Below are 22,382 nucleotides of genomic sequence, written 5' to 3'. Positions count from 1 at the left end.
GTGCTCCAGCCCAAAAAAACGTTACAATTGCCGAATTCACAGAAAACCAGAGTTAACCGAGGGTTTATGCGTACTGTTCTGAATATTTTAAATTTTGTGCTTGGAGGGTTCGCCACCACCCTGGCCTGGTTACTGGCAACGCTGGTCAGTGTCGTGCTTATTTTTACTTTACCCTTAACCCGTTCATGCTGGGAGATAACCCGACTTTCGCTGTTTCCCTATGGCAACGAAGCGATACATGTCGATGAGCTGAATCCGGCCGGTAAAAGCGTCCTGTTGAATACCGGCGGCACCGTGCTCAATATTTTCTGGCTGATTTTCTTCGGCTGGTGGTTGTGTCTGATGCACATTGTCTCTGGTATTGCTCAGTGCATAACGATTATTGGTATTCCGGTTGGCATTGCGAACTTTAAAATCGCTGCCATTGCGCTCTGGCCGGTGGGTCGCCGGGTAGTTTCAGTAGAAGTTGCCCGTGCAGCGCGTGAAGCCAATGCACGTCGTCGCTTTGAATAATCAGGACCAATGGCCTTTATGTTAAGTCCTCTGCTCAAACGCTATACCTGGAACAGCACCTGGTTGTACTACGTGCGGATTTTTATCGCGCTATGCGGTACAACGGCGCTGCCCTGGTGGCTGGGTGACGTCAAGCTGACCATCCCTCTCACGCTAGGTATGGTCGCTGCCGCACTTACCGATCTCGACGATCGTCTCGCGGGCCGACTGCGCAATTTAATCATCACGCTGGTGTGCTTTTTTATTGCCTCAGCCTCCGTTGAACTGCTCTTCCCATGGCCCTGGCTGTTTGCTATTGGGTTAACGCTTTCCACCAGCGGTTTTATTCTGCTGGGGGGATTAGGCCAGCGCTATGCAACCATCGCTTTTGGCGCGTTGCTCATCGCCATTTACACGATGCTGGGCACCTCGCTTTACGATCAGTGGTATCAACAACCAATCCTGCTGCTCGCTGGCGCTATCTGGTATAACCTGCTGACGCTCACCGGACATCTTCTGTTCCCCATCCGCCCCTTACAGGATAATCTTGCACGCAGCTACGAACAATTAGCGCACTACCTGGAACTGAAGTCGCGTCTTTTTGATCCCGACATAGAAGATGAAAGCCAGGCGCCGTTGTATGATTTAGCCCTCGCTAATGGGCAACTGATGGCAACGCTAAACCAGACCAAAGTGTCGCTGCTGACTCGCCTGCGCGGTGACCGTGGACAACGGGGAACACGTCGCACGCTACATTACTATTTTGTGGCGCAGGATATTCATGAACGCGCAAGCTCCTCACATATTCAGTATCAAACGCTACGCGATCATTTCCGTCACAGCGATGTGATGTTCCGCTTCCAGCGGTTGATGTCGATGCAAGGACAAGCCTGTTCACAATTGTCTCGTTGTATTTTATTACGCACGCCTTACCAGCACGATCCGCACTTTGAACGCGTCTTCACCCATATAGATGCCGCACTTGAGCGCATGCGTGCCAGTGGTGAGCCTGCAGATCTGCTCAATACGCTGGGATTCTTACTATCGAACCTGCGGGCTATCGATGCGCAACTGGCCACCATTGAGTCTGAACAGGCTCAGGTACTCTCGCGCAATGAGTCTGAAAATCAGCTTGCTGATGACAGTCCCCATGGATTCAGTGATATCTGGTTACGCCTGAGCCGTAATTTCACCCCAGAGTCCGCACTGTTTCGCCATGCCGTCCGCATGTCGTTAGTGCTCTGTGTTGGTTATGCCATTATCCAGGTAACCGGCATGAATCACGGATACTGGATCTTGCTGACCAGCCTGTTTGTCTGTCAACCAAACTACAATGCCACCCGACATCGCCTGGCGCTCAGGATTATCGGCACGTTGGTTGGAATTGCCATCGGTTTACCGATCCTGTGGTTTGTGCCCTCTTTAGAAGGGCAGCTAATACTTTTAGTGATCACTGGTGTACTGTTTTTTGCCTTTCGCAACGTCCAGTATGCGCATGCCACCATGTTTATCACGCTGCTGGTATTACTGTGCTTTAACCTGCTCGGCGAAGGCTTTGAGGTTGCGCTGCCGCGTGTCATCGATACGCTAATTGGCTGTGCTATCGCCTGGGCGGCTGTCAGTTTCATCTGGCCAGACTGGCGTTTTCGTAATCTACCACGGGTAATTGAGCGGGCGACTGACGCTAACTGCCGCTACCTTGATGCAATTCTCGAACAATATCATCAGGGTCGTGATAATCGTCTGGCCTACCGTATCGCTCGCCGTGACGCGCATAACCGTGATGCTGAGCTCGCCTCCGTGGTGTCAAACATGTCGAGCGAGCCGGATGTGACGGCCCAAACCCGCGAAACGGCGTTCCGTTTACTGTGTCTCAACCATACGTTTACCAGCTATATTTCTGCGCTTGGCGCACATCGCGAACAGTTGACCAATCCAGACGTTCTGGCATTGCTGGATGACGCTGTTTGCTATGTTGATGATGCCCTTCACCATCAACCCGCTGACGAGCAACGCGTATACCAGGCGTTAGAAGGGCTGAAGCAGCGAATTCAGCACCTGGAACCACGCCCGGACAGTAAAGAGCCTCTGGTCGTTCAGCAAGTTGGGTTATTGATCGCTCTGCTCCCGGAAATCCGGCGATTACAGCAGCAAATTGCCGTACTACCTTCTAATACCCCGGTTCCGGCGTAAGAGAACTTACCCACTCCACCAGCTCCTGGCGACGCGTCGCCGGGAGCGCGGCTTCATGTATCCCCCCAACCGCGCCTTCAAGGGCATAGAGTACTTTTACCGTCAGAGCCGGGTTATTTTGCCGAAGTTTCAGCCAGCACATTTGTGCTCCCAACGACCGCATTGTCCCCTCATCTTTAATTCCAACTTCATTCAGCAGAGTCTCCAGATGAAACGTCATATTCGGCAATTCCCGCAGACGATGCTGGGTAAAGCGACTCTGTTTTTCCTTAACCGCTGCATCCAACGAATATCGCGATAACGACACCAGTTGCTGCTGGTTTTGCCACAGGGCATCGTTCACCTGGTAATAATTAAGTACAAGAGGACGTCCCCGCTTAATAAATGTCAGCCAGACAGGAGAATTTTGTACACAATACTGGGCGCTCTGTTCACAGGCGCGAAGATACAACTCACCATTGGCGACCATGGCAAAGACCGTATCGCCAACCGTCAGACTGTAGCCACCAAACAGTGAGCGATAGTGAATTGTCCCCAGAGAAGCCAGATATTCCTGCGATTTATAGATCCTTGCATAAGAAAGCTCTTTCATAAAAATCCTTTTTAAATCATAACGTAAGCAAATGATTTTCAGTAGCGGATCCGTTAATGACGAAAATAGGCAACTTATGCGTATGGGGCAAGATGAATTTTATTTTTCCCGTGACGATGACTAAAAATTGCGAACCTGTTTCCGAAAATAAGGTTGATCTTTGTTGATGGCAGGGTTACTGTATATTCATACAGTAACTCACAGGGCTGGATTGATTATGTACACTTCAGGCTATGCAAATCGTTCTTCGTCGTTCTCTTCCGCATCAAGCAGCATTGCGCGCGTTTCATCAGAGAACGCAACCGCTGGGCTTATCAGTGAAGTAGTCTATCGCGAGGACCAGCCCATGATGACGCAACTACTGCTGCTTCCTCTGCTGCAACAGTTAGGGCAGCAATCACGCTGGCAGCTGTGGCTGACGCCTCAGCAAAAATTAAGCCGGGAGTGGGTGCAGTCAGCCGGACTTCCATTGACAAAAGTAATGCAGATTAGCCAACTCTCCCCCTGCAATACGCTGGAATCTATGATCCGTGCGCTGCGCACAGGTAATTACAGTGTCGTTATCGGCTGGCTGGCAGAAGAATTAACGGAAGATGAACATGCCGAGCTGGTAAAAGCGGCTGATGAAGGAAATGCGATGGGTTTTATCATGCGTCCTGTTTGCGCACAGTCACTTGCGGGGAGACAGCATTCCGGGCTAAAAATTCACTCGAATTTGTATCATTGAGTAAAATTAGGATTTATCCTGGAATTTTTTTTCATGCTTTAATTTGCCTTTGAGCTTTAACGCGTTTTTCGTCCGAACGCCTGTCTCAAGCGGTTTTCAGGAAATCCTCAGTGCATTTAGTCATCAATAAATGTTAAATATTATGTATACAAGCCTTTTTTTTTCATATGCCTGACGGACTTCACACTTGTAAGTTTTCAACTACGTTGTAGACTTTACATCGCCAGGGGTGCTCGGCGTAAGCCGCAGATATCGGTAGAGCAACTATTGAACTGGTCCCCGGGTGAAGGATTTAACCGTGTTATCTCTCTTCGGAGATATTCATGGCGAATTTTGGATGATAACGAGGCGCAAAAAATGAAAAAGACAGCTATCGCAATTGCAGTGGCACTGGCTGGTTTCGCTACCGTGGCGCAGGCCGCTCCGAAAGATAACACCTGGTACGCTGGTGCTAAAATGGGCTGGTCTCAGTACCATGATATTGGCAACAACCAGATCAACAACGCCGGTCCGACCCACGAAAGCCAACTGGGTGCCGGTGCGTTCGGTGGTTATCAGGTTAACCCGTACGTTGGTTTTGAAATGGGTTACGACTGGTTAGGCCGTATGCCGTACAAAGGCTACACCGACCAGACTCATCAAAACGGCGCTTTCAAAGCTCAGGGCGTTCAGCTGACCGCTAAACTGGGTTACCCAATCACTGACGATCTGGACGTTTATACCCGTCTGGGTGGTATGGTTTGGCGTGCAGACGCTAAAAACAACGAAGGCTTCAAAGACCACGACACTGGTGTATCCCCAGTATTCGCTGGTGGCGTAGAGTATGCAATTACTCCTGAAATCGCTACCCGTCTGGAATACCAGTGGACCAACAACATCGGTGACGCGAACACCGTTGGTGGTCGTCCGGATAACGGCCTGTTGAGCGTTGGTGTTTCTTACCGTTTCGGCCAGCAGGAAGAAGCAGCTCCAGTAGTTGTTGCTCCGGCTCCGGCTCCAGAAGTACAGACCAAGCACTTCACTCTGAAGTCTGACGTTCTGTTCAACTTCAACAAAGCAACTCTGAAACCAGAAGGCCAGCAGGCTCTGGACCAGATGTACAGCCAGCTGAGCAACCTGGATCCGAAAGACGGTTCCGTAGTGGTTCTGGGCTTCACTGACCGCATCGGTTCTGACGCTTACAACCAGGGTCTGTCCGAGAAACGTGCTCAGTCCGTTGTTGATTACCTGATCTCTAAAGGTATTCCTTCTGACAAAATCTCTGCACGTGGCATGGGTGAATCCAACCCAGTTACTGGCAACACCTGTGACAACGTGAAAGCTCGCGCTGCACTGATCGACTGCCTGGCTCCGGATCGTCGTGTTGAGATCGAAGTTAAAGGCATCAAAGACGTTGTAACTCAGCCTCAGGCTTAAGTTATCGTCTTATAAAAAAACCCCGCTATGCGGGGTTTTTTTTCATCTGTTTCCACTCAAAACAAGCCTCTTGTTACACCAGCCAACCGCTAGTCTTTTCCCAGCAACGCCTGTAAATCCTGCTTCAATGTCGACATTTTGTTCGCGTACTTCTCTTTATGCTCTGCGTCTTCAATCAGCTGCACTATAGTTTCAGAAAGTGTTTTTCCGCGCCGCTGCGCAAGACCTGCCAGACGCTGCCAGACCATAAACTCCAGATCGATAGATTTCTTACGCGTATGTTGATGTTCTGCATTAAAGTGCCGCTTACGCCTCGCCCGGATCGTTTGCTTCATACGATTGAGCAGTGCAGGGTTCATGTATTCTTCAATCCAGGCGTTGACCCGAACCGGTTCATTTTCGAGGGTTAGCAACAAATCAACGGCTTCTTTGGCAGCGCTGGCTTCCACATAGCGGGTAATCAACTCCCCCTCGCGATGCTTCTTCACCAGGTACTTCCATTTCCATCCGCTTTCAAGATTTTCAAGTTGTTGATATTTCATTGCGATCTCAATGTTACCGTGTAACTCTTATCAGAATATCAGCTTTTTCGGCATCTGAAGAAAAGAATATCCAGCCTGTGAACTGCCGCGCGTCATCACAACCGTTTCGCGCCGCTTTCCAGGTGTTTAGTGGTGAGGGTTACGGTATAATCTCGTTTTTTACAACAGACTAAAAAACATCAACTTTGACCATTACGAAACTTGCATGGCGTGATCTGGTTCCTGATACCGACAGTTATCAGGAAGTATTTGCACAGCCGCACGTCACTGACGACACCGACACCTTACTTAGTGATACTCAGCCACGTTTACAATTCGCGCTAGAGCAGCTTCTTCAGCACTGGACAACATCCTCGTTCATGTTGGTGAAAGCACCGGAGGAGCTTGAGTATCTCAACCTTATTGCAAAAGCTGCACGTCCCTTGCACACGGATGCAGGAAGCCTGACTGGCGGTCATTACGACATCTCCGGTCACACTATTCGTTATCGTACAGCTGAAAAAGCGGAAGACAATTTTGCGACGTTGACGCAGGTGGTCAGCGCTGACTGGGCCGAAGCTGAACAACTGTTTGGCTGTCTACGTCAGTTCAATGGCGAAATTACGCTGCAGCCAGGTCTGGTACATCAGGCCAATGGGGGGGTGCTGGTTATCTCATTGCGCACGCTGTTGGCCCAACCTCTGTTGTGGATGCGTCTGAAAGCCATTGTCAGCCACGAGCGTTTTGATTGGGTGGCTTTTGATGAGTCTCGCCCACTGCCTGTCTCTGTTCCGCCTATGCCGCTTAAACTGAAAGTGATTTTGGTGGGTGAGCGTGAATCGCTGGCGGATTTCCAGGACATGGAACCAGAGTTGGCTGAGCAGGCCATTTACAGCGAGTTTGAAGATAATCTGCAGATAGTGGATGCCGAAACCATGACGCAGTGGTGTCAGTGGGTCACGCATACTGCCATGCGCAATAATTTGCCTTACCCCGCTCCTGATGCCTGGCAGGTTTTGATCCGTGAAGCCGTCCGCTATACCGGTGAACAGGATGCATTGCCGCTTAACCCGCTGTGGATCACCAGACAGTTCAAAGAGGTAGCCCCGTTATGCGAGAGCGAAACCTGCAACGCTGAGCAGTTCAGCCTGATGCTGGCTCAGCGCGAATGGCGTGAGGGATTCCTGGCTGAACGCATGCAGGATGAAATTCTGCAAGAGCAGATCCTTATCGAGACAGAAGGCGAGCGTATTGGCCAGATCAACGCCTTGTCGGTGATTGAGTTTCCAGGCCACCCACGCGCATTTGGCGAACCTTCTCGTATCAGTTGCGTCGTGCATATTGGCGACGGCGAGTTTACGGACATTGAGCGCAAAGCTGAGCTCGGCGGAAATATTCATGCCAAGGGTATGATGATTATGCAGGCGTTCCTGATGTCGGAACTCCAGCTTGAGCAGCAAATCCCCTTCTCTGCCTCGCTGACCTTTGAGCAATCTTACAGCGAAGTGGACGGTGACAGCGCGTCTATGGCAGAACTGTGCGCATTGATCAGCGCCCTCGCCGACGTGCCTGTTAATCAAAGTATCGCCATTACCGGTTCTGTCGATCAGTTTGGTCGGGCGCAACCTGTCGGTGGTCTGAATGAGAAAATTGAAGGTTTCTTCGCCATCTGCCAGCAGCGTGAGCTGACGGGCACGCAGGGCGTTATCATTCCTTCGGCTAACGTCAGACACCTCAGCCTGCATCCCGCGCTGCTACAGGCCATAGAAGAAGAAAAATTCACTATCTGGGCGGTGGACGACGTAACTGATGCGCTGCCACTGTTGTTAAATCTGGTGTGGGATGGCGAAGGCCAGACAACGCTGATGCAAACCATTCAGGAACGTATTGCCACGGCTACGCAACAGGAAGGTCGTCACCGTTTTCCATGGCCGCTACGTTGGCTGAACTGGATTATTCCGAACTGATCGGACTTGTTCAGCGTACACGTGTTAGCTATCCTGCGTGCTTCAATAAAATAAGGCTTACAGAGAACATGGTAGATAAACGCGAATCCTATACGAAAGAAGACCTTCTTGCCTCTGGTCGCGGTGAACTGTTTGGCGCAAAAGGGCCACAACTGCCAGCACCAAGCATGCTGATGATGGACCGTGTCATCAAGATGACCGAAACCGGTGGCAACTTTGACAAAGGTTATGTTGAAGCTGAACTGGATATCAACCCAGACCTGTGGTTCTTCGGTTGTCACTTTATCGGCGATCCGGTGATGCCGGGCTGCCTGGGTCTCGACGCCATGTGGCAGCTGGTTGGATTCTATCTCGGCTGGCTGGGCGGCGAAGGTAAAGGCCGTGCGCTGGGCGTAGGTGAAGTTAAATTCACCGGCCAGGTTCTGCCGACTGCGAAGAAAGTCACTTACCGCATTCACTTCAAACGTATCGTTAACCGTCGCCTGATCATGGGCCTGGCTGATGGTGAAGTGCTGGTTGATGGTCGTCTGATCTACACCGCAAACGATCTGAAAGTGGGTCTGTTCCAGGACACTTCCGCGTTCTAATCCAGGACGGCGTAGCAGCCAGACATTAACGTTTCTCCGTTTTATCTGGTGTGCAAAAAGGCGAAACCTCCGCTCTGCGGAGGTTTCTTTTATCTAAAGAGACAGAATCAGGCCATTAAAACCCTATCCCCCATGGCTTCTCGCCAGCCTCCCAGCCAGTATGACCTCTGATTCAGCGTCTGATAGGGACACATTTCTTTTGAGCGTCCGGCAATGCCGGCCTGATATCCACGTTGATGTGCCCGTTCCAGGCGATCTCGTTTTTGTCTCTTCATGCCTCGTTTCCCTCATTTTTTGGTCTGGTGGAAAAGAAAACAGTGATTACTAAGTGTGCAATCACACTAAACGAATACCCCTAAACATTAGGCTCGTCAATGCGCAAAATTCACGCCAGTGTCATATTTGTGAGCTAGCCTCTAAATCATTTGTACAAAAATAGTCAGTCAGAACAGCTATCTCCACGGCTAAAAAAATAAAAAAACCGCCCCGGGCAGTGAGCCAGGGGCGGCATAATTTACAATTATTTAAGCTTATGGGATGCGTTTCAGCTCTTGAGCAATAGCCGTCGCTTCCTGACTCCAGGCGTTGGCAAGAACCTTCACCATCTCATCGTAGCCGTCTTTAGTCTGTACAGCTTCGATGTGGAATGGACGTTTGATCAGTTGTCCCTGATGATTCAGCAACCATTCTCCACTCACGATAACCTTACCATCGTAACGACCGTGGAAGCCGGTTACGGTGACGTTCAGCGTGTCCTGAGTGCTTCCCAGCGGCTGCGAAGCAACAACCCAGCCAGGCAACTGCATGCTGAGGTTAGCAACCAGCGTATTGCGCAATTGCTGATCTAATGGGCTGGCCCAGAGATTATTATTGGCTATAACATATTGCACATCGCTGGTCTGGTAAACCACCCCATTACCGGCCAGATAATCAGGTACCGCAATCTGTTCAACCCACAGCAGACGGTTTCCCTGATTGGCGGAGCTCTGCACACCGCCTTGTGCGATAGGGAGCTGGTAATAGCTTTTATTCTCTCCGCTGGAGCTGCATGACGTCAGCCAGACCGCCATCATCACCACTAGCCACTTTTTCATTGTTTCGCCCTCTTCGGCTCTGGATCTTTTTTGTCCTTCGCTTCAAATACCAGCGCATTACTCTTATCGTTCAGCGTTTTCAGTACCGGTTGCAGTTCACGTAGCACCTGATCAAGACGCTGCATATCTGCCACCATCTTGTTGTAGGCCGCGGAACCAGGCTGGAAGCCCTGCATGCTACGATTTAGTTCACGCAGCGTGTTCTGCATATCCGCCGGAAGATCCTGCATCGACTGGCTGGACGTGATCTTGTTCATGTTATCCAGCGTGGTTTGCAGATGCTTCATCGTGCGCTGGCTTTCCGACAGCGTATTGGTTGCCTGCTCAATCATCGGGTTCAGCGGCAGATTATTAATCTTATCCAACGCTTCCATCAGACGCTGTTGGATCTGCGCCAGACCACCGCTCACGGTCGGAATAATTTGATAACCATTAAATTCACGCACACCAGTAATCGGCGGCTCTTTCGGGTAGAAGTCGAGATCGACATACAGCGCGCCGGTCACCAGGTTCCCGGTTTTGAGCGATGCCCGTAATCCGCGTTTAAGCAATTCCGCCAGATGAGCACCAACATCAGTATCTTCGCCCAGCTGCGCCTTCAGACGTTCTGGTTCGATGCGTACCAGCACCGGAATGCGGTAATCATTGTTGAACACCTGGCGCATATTCGGTGAGAAGAAAGGTACTTTACTCACCGTACCCAAGCGGATGCCACGGAATTCCAGCGGCGCACCAGGCTGCAGGCCACGAATCGAATCTTTAAAGAACATCAGATAATCGATATGATCGGTATACAGTGAATCCTGAATGCTTTTTTGATCGTCATAAAGATTAAACGCTGACTGTTGTGCGACCGGCTCGCCCTGCTCTAAACCTTCTGGCACATCAAAACTTACACCACCGCCAAACAGCGTGGAGAGCGAACCCATTTCTACGCGCATACCTGCTGAGGTAAGATCTACGGCGATTCCACTGTCTTTCCAGAAACGCACATTACTGGTCACCAGACGATCGTTAGGCGCATTAATGAAAAGCTGATAGCTGATCGTACGCTTTTGCGCATCAAATGTGCTGGTTTCAACCGAACCTACACGATAGCCGCGAAAAAGCACCGGATCGCCCGGACTCAACTGACCGGCTTTTTTGCTGTCCAGAATCACACGGATCCCTTTTGCATCTGGCGGGGCCAGCGGCGGTGAATCCAGCAGTTGGTAATTTTCCAGCTTACTGCCTTTATTACCAGGCTGCAGTTCAATATAAGCCCCGGACAATAGCGTGCCGAGCCCACTTATACCTTCACGTCCAACCTGCGGCTTCACCACCCAAAAGACAGAATCTTTATGCAGCAGCTTTTCCATTCCGGAGTTAAGACGCGCTTTAATCTCCACATGGGTCAGATCATCCGTCAGGGTTGCGCTCTCAACGATGCCGACGTCCACACTGCGGCTCTTAATCGTCGTTTTGCCCCCTTCAATACCTTCGGCATTGGTGGTAATAAGCGTGACCTGTGGCCCCTGATGACTGTAGTGATAAAACAGAACCCACGCGCCAATGAGTGCAGTGACGATAGGAAATATCCACACGGGCGACCAGTTTTTTACCTTTTGCACTTTGGCTTCCCCACTTTTAGATTCCATGCTGTCAGGACTCCTCATGGCCTGGTTCTGGTTCACGATCCCACGACAGACGCGGATCAAATGTCATCGCAGAAAACATTGTCATAATGACGACTAAAGCAAACATCAAAGCACCCATTGCAGGATAAATGTTCATTAACCCTCCCATGCGCACCAGCGCAGAGAGTACCGCAATCACAAATACGTCGATCATTGACCAGCGACCGACAAATTCCACAACTTCATAAATCAGGTGCATACGTTCACTGTCGCGTTTGCCGTGCCCTTTGGCGTCCCAGCATAGCCAGGCAATGGCGATCATTTTCAACGTCGGCACCATAATACTGGCGATAAAGATAACCGCAGCCACCGGATACGAGCCTTCGCTCCAGATTAAAACCACCCCCTCAAGTATCGTTGACGGCAGCTTTGACCCGAGCAAATCGGTAATCATAATCGGCAGAATATTGGCAGGAAGATAAAGCATGATTGACGTAAACAGTAATGCCAACGTCCATTGCAGACTGTTTTTACGCCGCACATAGCCTTTCGTCTGACAGCGTGGGCACACCCGTTCATCAGCGGGAAGTATTGCAGTGCAGCAAGAGCAGGAACGCAGTCCCTGTCGAATACCAGGCACGCCAGGTTTTAAGGCCTGCTTTATGACAGGCATTGGCGCAATATCATCCCATAGCCAGCGACGGTCAACGCACTGAAATGCACGCAACTGTAAAACGCAAAAGAAGCACCACGGAATAAAGCTGCTGCCCACGCCGATATCGCCGTAGGCCATCAGCTTAACAAAGCTCACCAGCACGCCGGCGAGGAAGATTTCTGCCATTCCCCAGCTTTTTAACTGAAACAAAATGCGCGCCAGCCATGCTTTAAGCCGCTCGGGCATCTGAACCCGGTTTACCAGTAGCAGGATCGTCAGCAGGCAAAAGGCCGGAACTAGCTGAACGAATAAGATAAAGAAGGTGCCGAGACTGGCGTAATCTTCAGAAAAGAGCACGCTGGGAATTTGCAGCAACGTCACTTCACTACTCACCCCTGCGACGTTCATATTCACAAAGGGAAAGAGGTTTGACAGCAGCAGCATAAATAGTGCGGCTAAAACATAGGCAGTGGGACGCTGCCGGGGCGCGTCCCACTCAACGGTTAACGTAGTGCCACATCGTGGACATGCCGCTTTCTGACCATGCTCAAGGCGAGGTAACGCCACCAGCATGTCACACTGCGAGCACAAAATATGCTTCGCGGCATGGTGATGTTCGCACATAGGTGCTCCTTTAATTATGCGCCATTCTTCAAAGACTCAAGATACTCCCAGCGCTCAAAGGCTTGCTCAAGTTCTTGTTCCGCTTCGTTCAAATTAGCTAACACCTGTTGCGTTTGCTCGTGAGGCTGACTGAAAAACGCGGCGTCAGCAACCTGAGCCTGTAAGGCTTCCAGCTTAGCTTCCAGTTCTTCAAGCAACACGGGGAGCTGCTCCAGTTCGCGCTGCAGTTTATAGCTTAGTTTGCTGGTGCCGCGTTTGACAATTTCTGCTTTAGGAGCGGCTGGCTCCTCTGTTTTTTTCGCAACTGGCTGCTTAAACGCCACATACTGCGATTGTTGACTGCGCGCATCATGATAACCGCCGACATAACGACCAATTTTACCGCCGCCTTCGAAGATCCAGCATTCGGTCACGGTATTATCGACAAACTGACGGTCGTGGCTCACCAGCAGCACGGTGCCCTGGTAGCTATCAATCAACTCTTCGAGCAGTTCCAGCGTTTCGACGTCAAGATCGTTCGTTGGTTCATCGAGAATCAACAGATTGCTGGGTTTCAGGAACAAACGCGCCAATAACAGGCGATTACGTTCCCCGCCAGAGAGCGCACGTACTGGCGTCATCGCACGTTTCGGATGGAACAGGAAGTCCTGCAGGTAACCCAGCACATGGCGAGGTTTACCGTTAACCATCACCTCTTGCTTACCTTCAGCCAGGTTGTCCATCACGGTTTTATCGGGATCCAGTTCGGCGCGGTGCTGATCGAAATAGGCCACTTCCAGCTTGGTACCGACGTGAATGCGTCCGCTGTCAGCCTGAAGCTGACCTAACATCAACTTCAGCAGCGTTGTTTTGCCGCAGCCGTTAGGTCCGATTAGCGCGATCTTGTCGCTACGCTGCACCTGCGCGGAGAAATCTTTCACCAGCTGCTTTCCGTCAACCTGGTAATCCACATTCTCCATTTCGAAAACAATCTTGCCTGAACGGCTAGCCTCTTCGACCTGCATCTTCGCTGTGCCCATCACTTCGCGACGTTCGCCACGCTCGCGACGCATGGCTTTCAGTGCGCGCACGCGACCTTCGTTACGCGTACGACGCGCTTTGATACCCTGACGGATCCAGACTTCTTCCTGCGCCAACTTGCGGTCAAATTCCGCGTTTTGTAACTCTTCTACGCGCAACGCTTCTTCTTTATCCAGCAGATACTGATCGTAACTCCCCGGATAGGTCACCAGCTTGCCGCGGTCAAGATCGACAATGCGCGTCGCCATATTGCGGATAAATGAACGGTCATGGGAAATGAAAATAATTGTCCCATTGAAGGTTTTCAGGAACCCTTCCAGCCAGTCGATGGTTTCAATATCCAGGTGGTTCGTCGGTTCATCCAGCAGCAGCACGCGCGGGTTGCTCACTAACGCGCGGCCTAGCGCCGCCTTACGTAGCCAGCCGCCGGAAAGCGATGCCAGCTCCATGTCTGCTTCCAGGCCAAGCTGTTCCAGTACTTCATTAATACGGTTTTCCAGCTGCCACAGATTGTGGTGATCCAGCTGTTCCTGAACCTTCGCCAGTTCCTGGAGGTTTTTATCACTCGGATCGGCGATCACCAGATGCGAGATATCGTGATAACGCTTGAGGTAAACCGCCTGTTCTGCAATCCCTTCGGCAACAAAATCGTAGACGCTACCCTGCACGTTGCGCGGCGGATCCTGCTGCAGACGCGCCACAACCAGATCCTGCTCATAAATAATACGCCCATCGTCAAGACCCTGTTCACGGTTCAGGATCTTCATCAGCGTCGATTTACCCGCGCCATTACGGCCAACCAGACAGACCCGCTCGTTATCTTCGATATGCAGTTCAGCATTATCAAGAAGCGGCGCATCGCTGAACGACAGCCATGCACCATGCATACTGATTAATGACATTTAATTTTCCTTTCAGGCTGCGGTAATCAGCCAGCAATTGTGGATCTGACGGTTACGGGCAAAGTCCTGGGAAAGCGTTTTTTGGGTGATTTCTTGTGCTTTCAATCCCAGTTCAGCCAAACCGTCGAGATCCATACGGAACCCACGTTTGTTGTTGGAGAACATGATCGTGCCGTCTTTACGCAGCAGACGTTTCAGATCTTTCATCAGCGCCAGATGATCGCGCTGCACATCAAACGAGTCTTCCATACGTTTTGAGTTAGAGAACGTCGGTGGATCGATGAAAATCAGATCAAACTGTTCATTGGCATCACGCAACCAGCCCAGGCAATCGGCCTGAATTAAACGGTGAGCGCGACCGCTCAGGCCGTTCAGACGCAGGTTGCGTTCCGCCCATTCCAGATAGGTACGCGACATATCAACCGTCGTGGTGCTACGCGCACCGCCCAATCCTGCATGTACGCTGGCGCTGCCGGTGTAGGAGAACAGGTTAAGGAAGTCCTTACCTTTACTCATCTGCCCCAGCATACGGCGCGCAATACGGTGATCGAGGAATAAACCCGTATCAAGGTAGTCAGTCAGGTTCACCCACAGGCGCGCGTTGTACTCGCTTACCTCAATGAATTCACCCTTCTCATTCATCTTCTGATACTGATTCTTGCCTTTCTGGCGTTCACGGGTTTTCAGCACCAGTTTATTGGGCGCGATTTCCAGTACTGACAGCGTTGCGGCAATAATGTCAAACAGGCGTTGGCGCGCTTTTTGCGCATCAACGGTCTTCGGTGGAGCATATTCCTGAACCACGACCCAGTCACCGTAACGATCCACAGCAACGTTGTATTCCGGCAGATCAGCGTCATACAGGCGATAACATTCAATGCCTTCCTGACGCGCCCATTTTTCCAGTTTCTTGATGTTCTTGCGCAGGCGGTTAGCATAATCTTCCGCGACCGTGGCAGGCTTGCTGTCCGCGGTGATCTCTGCAACGTGATAGTTTTTCTGCACACAATCCAGCGGGCCGTTTTTCGCCTTGAACTGCTTGTCGGCACGTAATTGCAGGCTGCTGAGCAGATCCGGAGAGGCGCTGAACAGCGACAAATTCCAGCCGCCAAACTGGTTTTTCATCGTACGGCCCAGCAAGCTGTGCAGGGCAATCAGCGCCGGTTCGCTATCCAGACGTTCGCCGTAAGGCGGGTTACTGATAACTGTCCCATACGGTCCTTTCGGCAACGGATTGCTCAGTTTGGCGACATCTTTAACGTCAAACGTCATCAGATCGGCGATACCGGCGCGGCGAGCGTTACTGCGCGCTTTTTCAATCACTCGCGCATCGCTGTCGGATCCATAAAAATGCGAGGTATAGTCAGCCAGTCCCTTACGCGCACGCACCTGCGCTTCGGCTTTAACTTCTTGCCAGACGGCTTCGTCGTGCTGCGCCCAACCGCTGAAGCCCCAGTACCCGCGGTGCAGGCCCGGCGCGCGATCGGTTGCCCACATCGCCGCTTCAATCAGCAGTGTGCCGGAACCACACATCGGATCGAGTAACGGGGTTCCCGGTTGCCAGCCAGAACGCATAACAATAGCGGCGGCCAGCGTTTCTTTAATCGGTGCCTGACCCGCGCGATCGCGATAGCCACGCTGGTGCAAACCATCACCGCTCAGATCGAGCGCAATGCTGGCGGTATCTTTGTTCAACCAGACGTTGATGCGCAAATCCGGAGATTCACGATCCACATTCGGACGCGGCATATTTTTACGGGTAAATGCATCGACAATCGCATCCTTGACCTTTAGCGCACCGTACTGGCTGTTACGAATGGTTTCGTTCAGGCCGCTAAAATGAACGGCAAACGTAGCACCAGGGTTAAATATCTCTGTCCAGTCGATTGCCTGAACGCCGAGGTACAGATCAAGATCGCTGTAGACCTTGCACTCTCCCATCGGCAGGATAATGCGCGAGGCCAGGCGACTCCACATCAGGCTCTGGTAAACAAGCCGTGTGTCGCCCTTAAAATGGACCCCACCCTGAACGACCTGACACTCCAGCGCGCCGAGGTTTTCCAGTTCAGTTTTTAACAGCTCTTCCAGCCCGCGGGCCGTACTGGCAAACAGAGAATTCATAATGTCACTTTTACTCCGAGAAAATTGCTGCGCATTATAGCTAATATGGGCTGTATGTCATAAAGTTGAAGGCTTATTTTCATTCGAGGGGCTGTACAGTGGTCACGTTAACCCGACTTTTTATTCATCCGGTTAAATCAATGCGCGGCATTGGGCTTACGCATGCCCTGGCAGATATTAGCGGTCTCGCCTTTGATCGCATATTTATGATCACTGAACCTGATGGAACGTTCATAACCGCCCGCCAGTTCCCACAAATGGTCCGTTTTACGCCTTCCCCATTCCACGATGGGCTGCATCTTACGGCTCCAGACGGCAGCAGTGCGCTCGTACGGTTTGCCGACTTCGCCACCCAGGATGCGCCAACTGAAGTATGGGGAAATCATTTTACCGCGCGCATTGCGCCAGTGGCTATTAACCAGTGGCTTAGCAGTTTTTTCTCCCGTGACGTGCAGCTACGCTGGGTCGGTCCGCAGCTGACGCGCCGTGTAAAACGACATGTTGATGTTCCTTTATCCTTCGCTGATGGTTATCCCTATCTGCTGGCCAACGAAGCATCCCTGCGCGATGTGCAACAGCGCTGTCCGGCAAGCGTCAAAATGGAACAGTTTCGCCCCAATCTGGTGGTTTCAGGAGCTGGCGCCTGGGAAGAAGATACCTGGAAAGTGATTCGTATTGGCGACGTCATTTTTGATGTTGCAAAACCCTGTAGCCGCTGTATTTTCACTACGGTTAGCCCGGAAAAAGGCCAGAAACATCCATCCGGCGAACCGCTCGCAACACTGCAAACCTTCCGTACTGCGGTAGATAACGGCGATGTCGATTTCGGCCAGAATCTTATCGCACGCAACAGTGGCGTTATTCGCGTCGGCGATGAGGTAGAAATTTTGGCAACCGGCCTCGCCAGAGCGTACGGCGCGGCGGAATCAGACGACACTGCCCACGAACAACAACCTGATGCCACGGTGCTTATTGACTGGCAGGGACAAACCTTTCGCGGAAATAATCAGCAGGTATTGCTTGAGCAGTTGGAAAACCAGGGTATCCGGGTTCCCTATTCATGCCGGGCAGGCATTTGCGGATGCTGTCGAATTCGACTGGTAGATGGCGAAGTTAGCCCGTTGAAGAAATCAGCGATAGGGGACGACGGAACGATTCTGTGCTGCAGTTGTGTTCCCAAAACGGCAATCAGGCTGGAGAGCTAAACCGCCTGCTCAAGGCTGAAACTGTCAACAACGGCCTGCGGTTTCAGTCTGTCATTCATTATTTTAATCGCATCGCCAAGCTGCATCGTACGCCCGGCGATAACCACACCAGGTTGCGCAAGCAGACAAAGCGCGGCGTTTTCACCCGGCTCAACCACTAACAGGTTTACCTGTTCATCGGTATCGCTTAAATCAACACAGGCAGCGTCACCCACGACCGGTGACCAGTTAATACCGTGTGCAACAAAGTGCCAGCTTTTCGGCATCTGCGGTTTGAGATAACGAATCGCCACCAGCGCATTGAGCACCAGTTCCGCTTTTTGTTCTTTGGCTAAATCCAGGTAGCGACATTTTTCTTCAAAGGAAAAATATAGCGCGGCGTCATCAACACAAAAACCTGACGGAGAAAATGCATCAGGAGTGAGCATTTTACGAGCAAAACGCGAACGGAATAACATGCCATTGGCTAAATCGAGCATCATACGATCGTGCTCTTCATCATAATACCAGCGCCAGTTATCGTCGGGTTTAATTCGCATCAGTTTCTCTCCTTTCCTTAATCATCACCGTTACGACAGTATCCTTTTGCCGCTTCGTTTATTGCCCTAATAATAAAAGCTCAGAATGTTTAAATAAGCAACAGTAAAGGAATATAAAACAACCAGGGCTAGAAATAAAGCCCTGGTTTGTGATTAAGGTAGCATTCAGATATTGCTGACGATTTCTTTTATCAACGGCGGACCTTTAAAAATAAAGCCCGAATAAATCTGTACGAGGGTGGCACCAGCAGCTATTTTCTCACGTGCAGCAATCACCGAGTCGATACCACCAACACCAATAATCGGCAGCTGGCCTTTTAATTCCTGAGACAACTGGCGAATAATTTCTGTACTTTTTAATTGTAACGGTCGACCGCTCAGGCCACCCATTTGATCGCAATTTTTCATTCCTTGAACGAGAGAACGATCGAGCGTAGTGTTAGTCGCAATTACGCCATCAATATTATGACGAACTAAACTGTCAGCAACCTGGATCAGTTCTTCCACAGAAAGATCCGGCGCGATCTTTACCGCCACTGGAACATATTTATGGTGGATCGCTTGCAGATCATTTTGCTTATTTTTAATTGCCGTCAGGAGATCGTCTAGCGCCTCGCCGTATTGCAGCGTACGTAATCCCGGCGTATTCGGTGAAGAGATATTAATCGCGATATAACCCGCATAAGCATAGACTTTTTCCATACAAATCAGATAGTCATCTTTGCCGTTCTCTACTGGAGTATCTTTATTCTTACCAATATTAATCCCCAGAATACCGTCAAAATGCGATTTTTTAACGTTCTCAACCAGGTTATCAACCCCGTGGTTATTAAACCCCATACGGTTGATCAAACCTTCTGCATCGACCAGACGGAACAGACGCGGTTTATCGTTACCCGGCTGAGGGCGTGGCGTCACGGTACCAATCTCAATGGAACCAAATCCCATCGCGCCGAGCGCATCAATGCACTCCCCGTCTTTATCCAGTCCGGCAGCAAGCCCGAGCGGATTTTTAAACGTCAACCCCATACAGGTAACCGGTTTTGCCGGTACTTTCTGGCGCACAAGCGCTTCAAGCGGTGTGCCGGTAATGCGACGTAATTGCTGGAATGTCAATTCATGAGCGCGCTCTGGATCGAGCTGAAAAAGGGCTTTACGAACGAAGGGGTAGTACATGAACTCTCCTGGATTCCCGGTGTGCAAACCGGGGGCGTATTATGTGCGATCGCGAGCAAAAAGGGAATTGACCTGCGGCAATAAATAGCAATCGTTTTCCTGGCCCCTGCCTTTTTATTCAATTTCCAACTTTTCTATCCCGTATAAATCATTTCGATAAACAAAATCTCTCTGCCAGACTGCATAAATTGTTATCAATGTTAACTAAAAGCAAACAATTAGTTATAAGTGGAGATTAAAATTATGCGCGTCATTACTCTGGCGGGAAGCCCACGCTTTCCCTCTCGCTCCAGCGCGTTACTGGAATATGCCCGAGAAAAACTAAACGGTCATGATGTCGAAGTCTTTCACTGGAACCTGCATAACTTTGCCCCGGAAGACCTGATCTATGCCCGTTTCGACAGTCCGGCGCTGAACACATTTAGCGAACAATTGCAGGATGCAGACGGGCTGATTGTCGCCACGCCGGTCTATAAAGCCGCTTACTCTGGCGCCCTGAAAACCCTGCTCGATCTGCTCCCCGAGCGAGCGCTGGAAGGGAAAGTAGTTTTGCCGTTGGCTACCGGCGGCAGCGTGGCACATTTGCTTGCCGTCGATTACGCGCTGAAACCGGTACTGAGCGCATTAAAGGCCCAGGAGATCCTGCACGGTGTGTTTGCCGATGATTCACAGGTCATTGATTATCAACATAAACCTCAGTTTACGCCCAACCTTCAGCAGCGTCTGGACAGTGCGCTTGATACCTTCTGGCTGGCGTTGCATCGTCGCGATGTCCAACTTCCTCAACTGAACACCCTGCGAGGTGCCGCGCATGTTTGATCGGCTCAAGCGTCACACGTCATGGCTGGCACTGAGTGGGTTGTTGTCGCTGTCAACTCTGGGGCATGCCGCAGAATCGGCCCCCGATACCTTGCGTATTGGTTACCAGAAAGGAAGCGTCAGTATGGTACTGGCCAAAAGCCATCAGCTACTGGAGAAACGCTACCCGCAGACCAAAATCTCGTGGATTGAATTCCCGGCTGGGCCGCAAATGCTGGAAGCGCTCAACATCGGCAGTATCGATCTCGGCAGCACCGGTGATATTCCGCCAATTTTCGCCCAGGCTGCCGGAGCCGATCTGGTTTACGTAGGCGTCGAGCCGCCCAAGCCGAAAGCAGAAGTGATTCTGGTGCCGAAAAATAGCCCGATCCAGAGCGTCGCGCAGCTTAAAGGACATAAAGTCGCCTTCCAGAAAGGGTCCAGCGCCCACAATTTACTGCTCCGGGCGCTGCAACAGGTCGGACTGAAATTTACCGATATTCAACCGACCTATCTGACTCCCGCCGACGCGCGAGCAGCCTTTCAGCAAGGAAACGTTGATGCATGGGCTATCTGGGACCCCTATTATTCCGCCGCGTTACTACAAGGTGATGTACGCGTGCTAAAAGACGGCTCAGACCTCAAGCAAACCGGTTCGTTTTATCTCGCCGCCCGTCCCTATGCCGAGAAAAATGGCGCATTTGTTCTTGGCGTACTGGATACCTTTAGCCAGGCCGATGCGTTAACCCTCAGCCAGCGCCAGCAAAGTATTACCCTGCTGGCCAAAACCATGGGACTGCCAGAACCGGTGATTGCGTCTTATCTGGATCACCGTCCGCCAACCACCATTGTGCCAGTCAACGCCTCTGTTGCAACCCTGCAACAACAAACCGCCGATCTGTTTTATGACAACCGTCTGGTGCCGAAAAAAATCGATATTCGCCAGCGTATCTGGCAACCCACTCAGCAGGCAGGAGAAAAATTATGAGTCTGAACATGTTTTGGTTTTTACCCACCCATGGTGACGGTCATTATCTTGGAACGGAAGAAGGTTCGCGCCCTGTCGATCACGGTTATCTGCAACAAATCGCGCAAACGGCCGATCGTCTTGGGTTTACCGGCGTTCTGATCCCAACTGGTCGCTCTTGCGAAGATGCCTGGCTGGTCGCCGCCTCGATGATCCCGGTCACCCAGCGATTAAAGTTTCTGGTCGCGCTGCGTCCAAGCGTTACCTCGCCAACGGTTGCCGCACGTCAGTCTGCAACGCTCGACAGACTCTCAAATGGCCGGGCGTTATTTAACCTGGTGACCGGCAGCGATCCACAGGAGCTGGCAGGCGACGGCGTGTTCCTCGATCACACCGAGCGCTATGAAGCCTCTGCTGAATTTACTCAGGTCTGGCGGCGCTTGCTGCAAGGTGAAACGGTGGATTTCAACGGCAAACATATTCACGTCCGCGGCGCGAAGCTGTTTTTCCCTCCCGTACAACAACCCCGACCACCGCTTTATTTCGGCGGCTCGTCTGATGTCGCACAAGATCTTGCTGCAGAACAGGTTGATCTCTACCTGACCTGGGGCGAGCCGCCCGAACAGGTGAAAGCGAAGATTGAACAGGTGCGGGCCAAAGCAGCGGCGCTCGGGCGTAAGATTCGCTTCGGTATTCGTCTGCATGTGATCGTACGAGAGACAACGCACGAGGCATGGCAGGCAGCGGATCGTCTGATAGTCCATCTGGATGACGATACCATCGCCAAAGCCCAGGCCGCTTTCTCAAAAACGGATTCGGTTGGTCAGCAGCGAATGGCTGCACTGCACAACGGTAAACGCGACAAACTGGAAATTAGTCCGAACCTGTGGGCAGGGGTAGGACTGGTACGCGGTGGCGCAGGGACCGCACTGGTTGGAGACGGTCCTACGGTCGCAGCACGTATTAACGAGTATGCCGCGCTGGGAATCGACAGCTTTGTGCTGTCCGGGTATCCGCATCTGGAAGAGGCATACAAGGTTGGTGAGCTGCTGTTCCCGCATCTGGATGTCGCGATACCAGAAATTCCGCAACCGCAGCGCCTGCAACAGCAAGGCGAAGCGGTTGCAAACGAATTCATCCCGCGCAAAGTCGCTCAAAGCTAAGGAGCGG

At 51.4% G+C, this 22,382-nt stretch carries 20 protein-coding genes; 10 read left to right on the top strand and 10 right to left on the bottom strand.

Annotated elements, in window-relative coordinates:
- Nucleotides 1–66: 66 nt before the first annotated feature.
- On the top strand, nucleotides 67–513 hold the full coding sequence (locus OGV71_RS23085; RefSeq protein WP_086503917.1) for a YccF domain-containing protein: 447 nt from the start codon (nucleotides 67–69) through the stop codon (nucleotides 511–513).
- Nucleotides 514–531: 18 nt separating this feature from the next.
- Complete coding sequence (gene yccS, locus OGV71_RS23080) at nucleotides 532–2,685, top strand: YccS family putative transporter (protein WP_032941200.1); 2,154 nt, start codon at nucleotides 532–534, stop codon at nucleotides 2,683–2,685.
- Here yccS and OGV71_RS23075 read toward each other — a convergent pair.
- The gene (locus OGV71_RS23075) at nucleotides 2,663–3,277 is read right to left on the bottom strand and encodes a TfoX/Sxy family DNA transformation protein (RefSeq protein ID WP_003035889.1); all 615 of its coding nucleotides are present in this window, start codon (nucleotides 3,275–3,277) and stop codon (nucleotides 2,663–2,665) included. The two genes, yccS and OGV71_RS23075, sit on opposite strands and share 23 nt — an antisense overlap.
- Before the next feature lie 217 nt (nucleotides 3,278–3,494).
- On the opposite strand from OGV71_RS23075, the gene sulA reads away from it, so the two are divergent.
- Both sulA and ompA read left to right on the top strand, forming a co-directional pair.
- Nucleotides 3,495–4,004, top strand: coding sequence for an SOS-induced cell division inhibitor SulA (gene sulA / locus OGV71_RS23070; protein ID WP_032936288.1), 510 nt, complete (start codon nucleotides 3,495–3,497; stop codon nucleotides 4,002–4,004).
- A 357-nt stretch (nucleotides 4,005–4,361) separates the two neighbouring features.
- Complete coding sequence (gene ompA, locus OGV71_RS23065; RefSeq protein ID WP_003836839.1) at nucleotides 4,362–5,420, top strand: porin OmpA; 1,059 nt, start codon at nucleotides 4,362–4,364, stop codon at nucleotides 5,418–5,420.
- A gap of 89 nt (nucleotides 5,421–5,509) precedes the next feature.
- Here the strand turns inward: ompA and matP are convergent, their stop codons facing one another.
- Nucleotides 5,510–5,962 carry a macrodomain Ter protein MatP gene (matP, locus tag OGV71_RS23060; RefSeq protein ID WP_003035881.1) on the bottom strand — a complete coding sequence of 151 codons (453 nt, stop codon included), beginning with the start codon at nucleotides 5,960–5,962 and terminating at the stop codon, nucleotides 5,510–5,512.
- 185 nt (nucleotides 5,963–6,147) lie between these two features.
- Between matP and OGV71_RS23055 the strand changes: the two genes are divergently transcribed.
- On the top strand, nucleotides 6,148–7,908 hold the full coding sequence (locus OGV71_RS23055; protein WP_204583784.1) for an AAA family ATPase: 1,761 nt from the start codon (nucleotides 6,148–6,150) through the stop codon (nucleotides 7,906–7,908).
- A 68-nt stretch (nucleotides 7,909–7,976) separates the two neighbouring features.
- A complete protein-coding gene (gene fabA / locus OGV71_RS23050) occupies nucleotides 7,977–8,495 on the top strand; it encodes a bifunctional 3-hydroxydecanoyl-ACP dehydratase/trans-2-decenoyl-ACP isomerase (RefSeq protein ID WP_003035875.1) in 519 nt (172 codons plus the stop codon).
- A 107-nt stretch (nucleotides 8,496–8,602) separates the two neighbouring features.
- On the opposite strand, the gene rmf is transcribed toward fabA, so the two are convergent.
- From rmf to rlmKL, 6 genes are all read right to left on the bottom strand, one after another.
- Nucleotides 8,603–8,770 (bottom strand): ribosome modulation factor, encoded by a 168-nt coding sequence (gene rmf, locus OGV71_RS23045; RefSeq protein ID WP_003035871.1) that lies wholly within the window; start codon nucleotides 8,768–8,770, stop codon nucleotides 8,603–8,605.
- A 255-nt stretch (nucleotides 8,771–9,025) separates the two neighbouring features.
- Nucleotides 9,026–9,589, bottom strand: a complete 564-nt coding sequence (gene pqiC, locus OGV71_RS23040) for a membrane integrity-associated transporter subunit PqiC (protein ID WP_003035868.1) — start codon at nucleotides 9,587–9,589, stop codon at nucleotides 9,026–9,028.
- Entirely contained in the window at nucleotides 9,586–11,226 is a 1,641-nt protein-coding gene (pqiB, locus tag OGV71_RS23035; RefSeq protein WP_003836843.1) for an intermembrane transport protein PqiB, read from the bottom strand. The genes pqiC and pqiB overlap by 4 nt, the downstream gene beginning before the upstream one ends.
- A gap of 4 nt (nucleotides 11,227–11,230) precedes the next feature.
- Complete coding sequence (pqiA, locus tag OGV71_RS23030; RefSeq protein ID WP_003035862.1) at nucleotides 11,231–12,484, bottom strand: membrane integrity-associated transporter subunit PqiA; 1,254 nt, start codon at nucleotides 12,482–12,484, stop codon at nucleotides 11,231–11,233.
- A 14-nt stretch (nucleotides 12,485–12,498) separates the two neighbouring features.
- Entirely contained in the window at nucleotides 12,499–14,406 is a 1,908-nt protein-coding gene (locus tag OGV71_RS23025; RefSeq protein ID WP_003846957.1) for an ABC transporter ATP-binding protein, read from the bottom strand.
- Nucleotides 14,407–14,418: 12 nt separating this feature from the next.
- A complete protein-coding gene (gene rlmKL, locus OGV71_RS23020; protein ID WP_204583786.1) occupies nucleotides 14,419–16,527 on the bottom strand; it encodes a bifunctional 23S rRNA (guanine(2069)-N(7))-methyltransferase RlmK/23S rRNA (guanine(2445)-N(2))-methyltransferase RlmL in 2,109 nt (702 codons plus the stop codon).
- Between the two features lie 98 nt (nucleotides 16,528–16,625).
- Between rlmKL and OGV71_RS23015 the strand changes: the two genes are divergently transcribed.
- Nucleotides 16,626–17,732 carry a YcbX family protein gene (locus tag OGV71_RS23015; RefSeq protein ID WP_086503916.1) on the top strand — a complete coding sequence of 369 codons (1,107 nt, stop codon included), beginning with the start codon at nucleotides 16,626–16,628 and terminating at the stop codon, nucleotides 17,730–17,732.
- Here the strand turns inward: OGV71_RS23015 and zapC are convergent.
- The gene (gene zapC / locus OGV71_RS23010; RefSeq protein WP_003035852.1) at nucleotides 17,729–18,271 is read right to left on the bottom strand and encodes a cell division protein ZapC; all 543 of its coding nucleotides are present in this window, start codon (nucleotides 18,269–18,271) and stop codon (nucleotides 17,729–17,731) included. The two genes, OGV71_RS23015 and zapC, sit on opposite strands and share 4 nt — an antisense overlap.
- Before the next feature lie 165 nt (nucleotides 18,272–18,436).
- The gene (gene pyrD / locus OGV71_RS23005; protein ID WP_003831973.1) at nucleotides 18,437–19,447 is read right to left on the bottom strand and encodes a quinone-dependent dihydroorotate dehydrogenase; all 1,011 of its coding nucleotides are present in this window, start codon (nucleotides 19,445–19,447) and stop codon (nucleotides 18,437–18,439) included.
- Nucleotides 19,448–19,690: 243 nt separating this feature from the next.
- Between pyrD and ssuE the strand changes: the two genes are divergently transcribed.
- Genes ssuE through ssuD form a run of 3 tightly spaced genes read left to right on the top strand, consistent with a single transcriptional unit; the run spans nucleotide 19,691 to nucleotide 22,375 of the window.
- Nucleotides 19,691–20,266, top strand: coding sequence for an NADPH-dependent FMN reductase (gene ssuE, locus OGV71_RS23000; RefSeq protein ID WP_115454553.1), 576 nt, complete (start codon nucleotides 19,691–19,693; stop codon nucleotides 20,264–20,266).
- Nucleotides 20,259–21,233 (top strand): sulfonate ABC transporter substrate-binding protein, encoded by a 975-nt coding sequence (locus OGV71_RS22995; RefSeq protein ID WP_204583790.1) that lies wholly within the window; start codon nucleotides 20,259–20,261, stop codon nucleotides 21,231–21,233. The genes ssuE and OGV71_RS22995 overlap by 8 nt, the downstream gene beginning before the upstream one ends.
- Nucleotides 21,230–22,375 carry an FMNH2-dependent alkanesulfonate monooxygenase gene (ssuD, locus tag OGV71_RS22990; RefSeq protein ID WP_204583792.1) on the top strand — a complete coding sequence of 382 codons (1,146 nt, stop codon included), beginning with the start codon at nucleotides 21,230–21,232 and terminating at the stop codon, nucleotides 22,373–22,375. Before OGV71_RS22995 ends, ssuD begins: the two co-directional genes overlap by 4 nt.
- The last annotated feature ends 7 nt before the right edge of the window (nucleotides 22,376–22,382 follow it).

This window comes from Citrobacter sp. Cf088 (assembly GCF_030334295.1).
GTDB classification, from domain to species: Bacteria; Pseudomonadota; Gammaproteobacteria; order Enterobacterales; family Enterobacteriaceae; genus Citrobacter; species Citrobacter freundii.
Note: the sequence above shows the minus strand (reverse complement) of the source record. Positions and strands in the feature narration are given on the sequence as shown.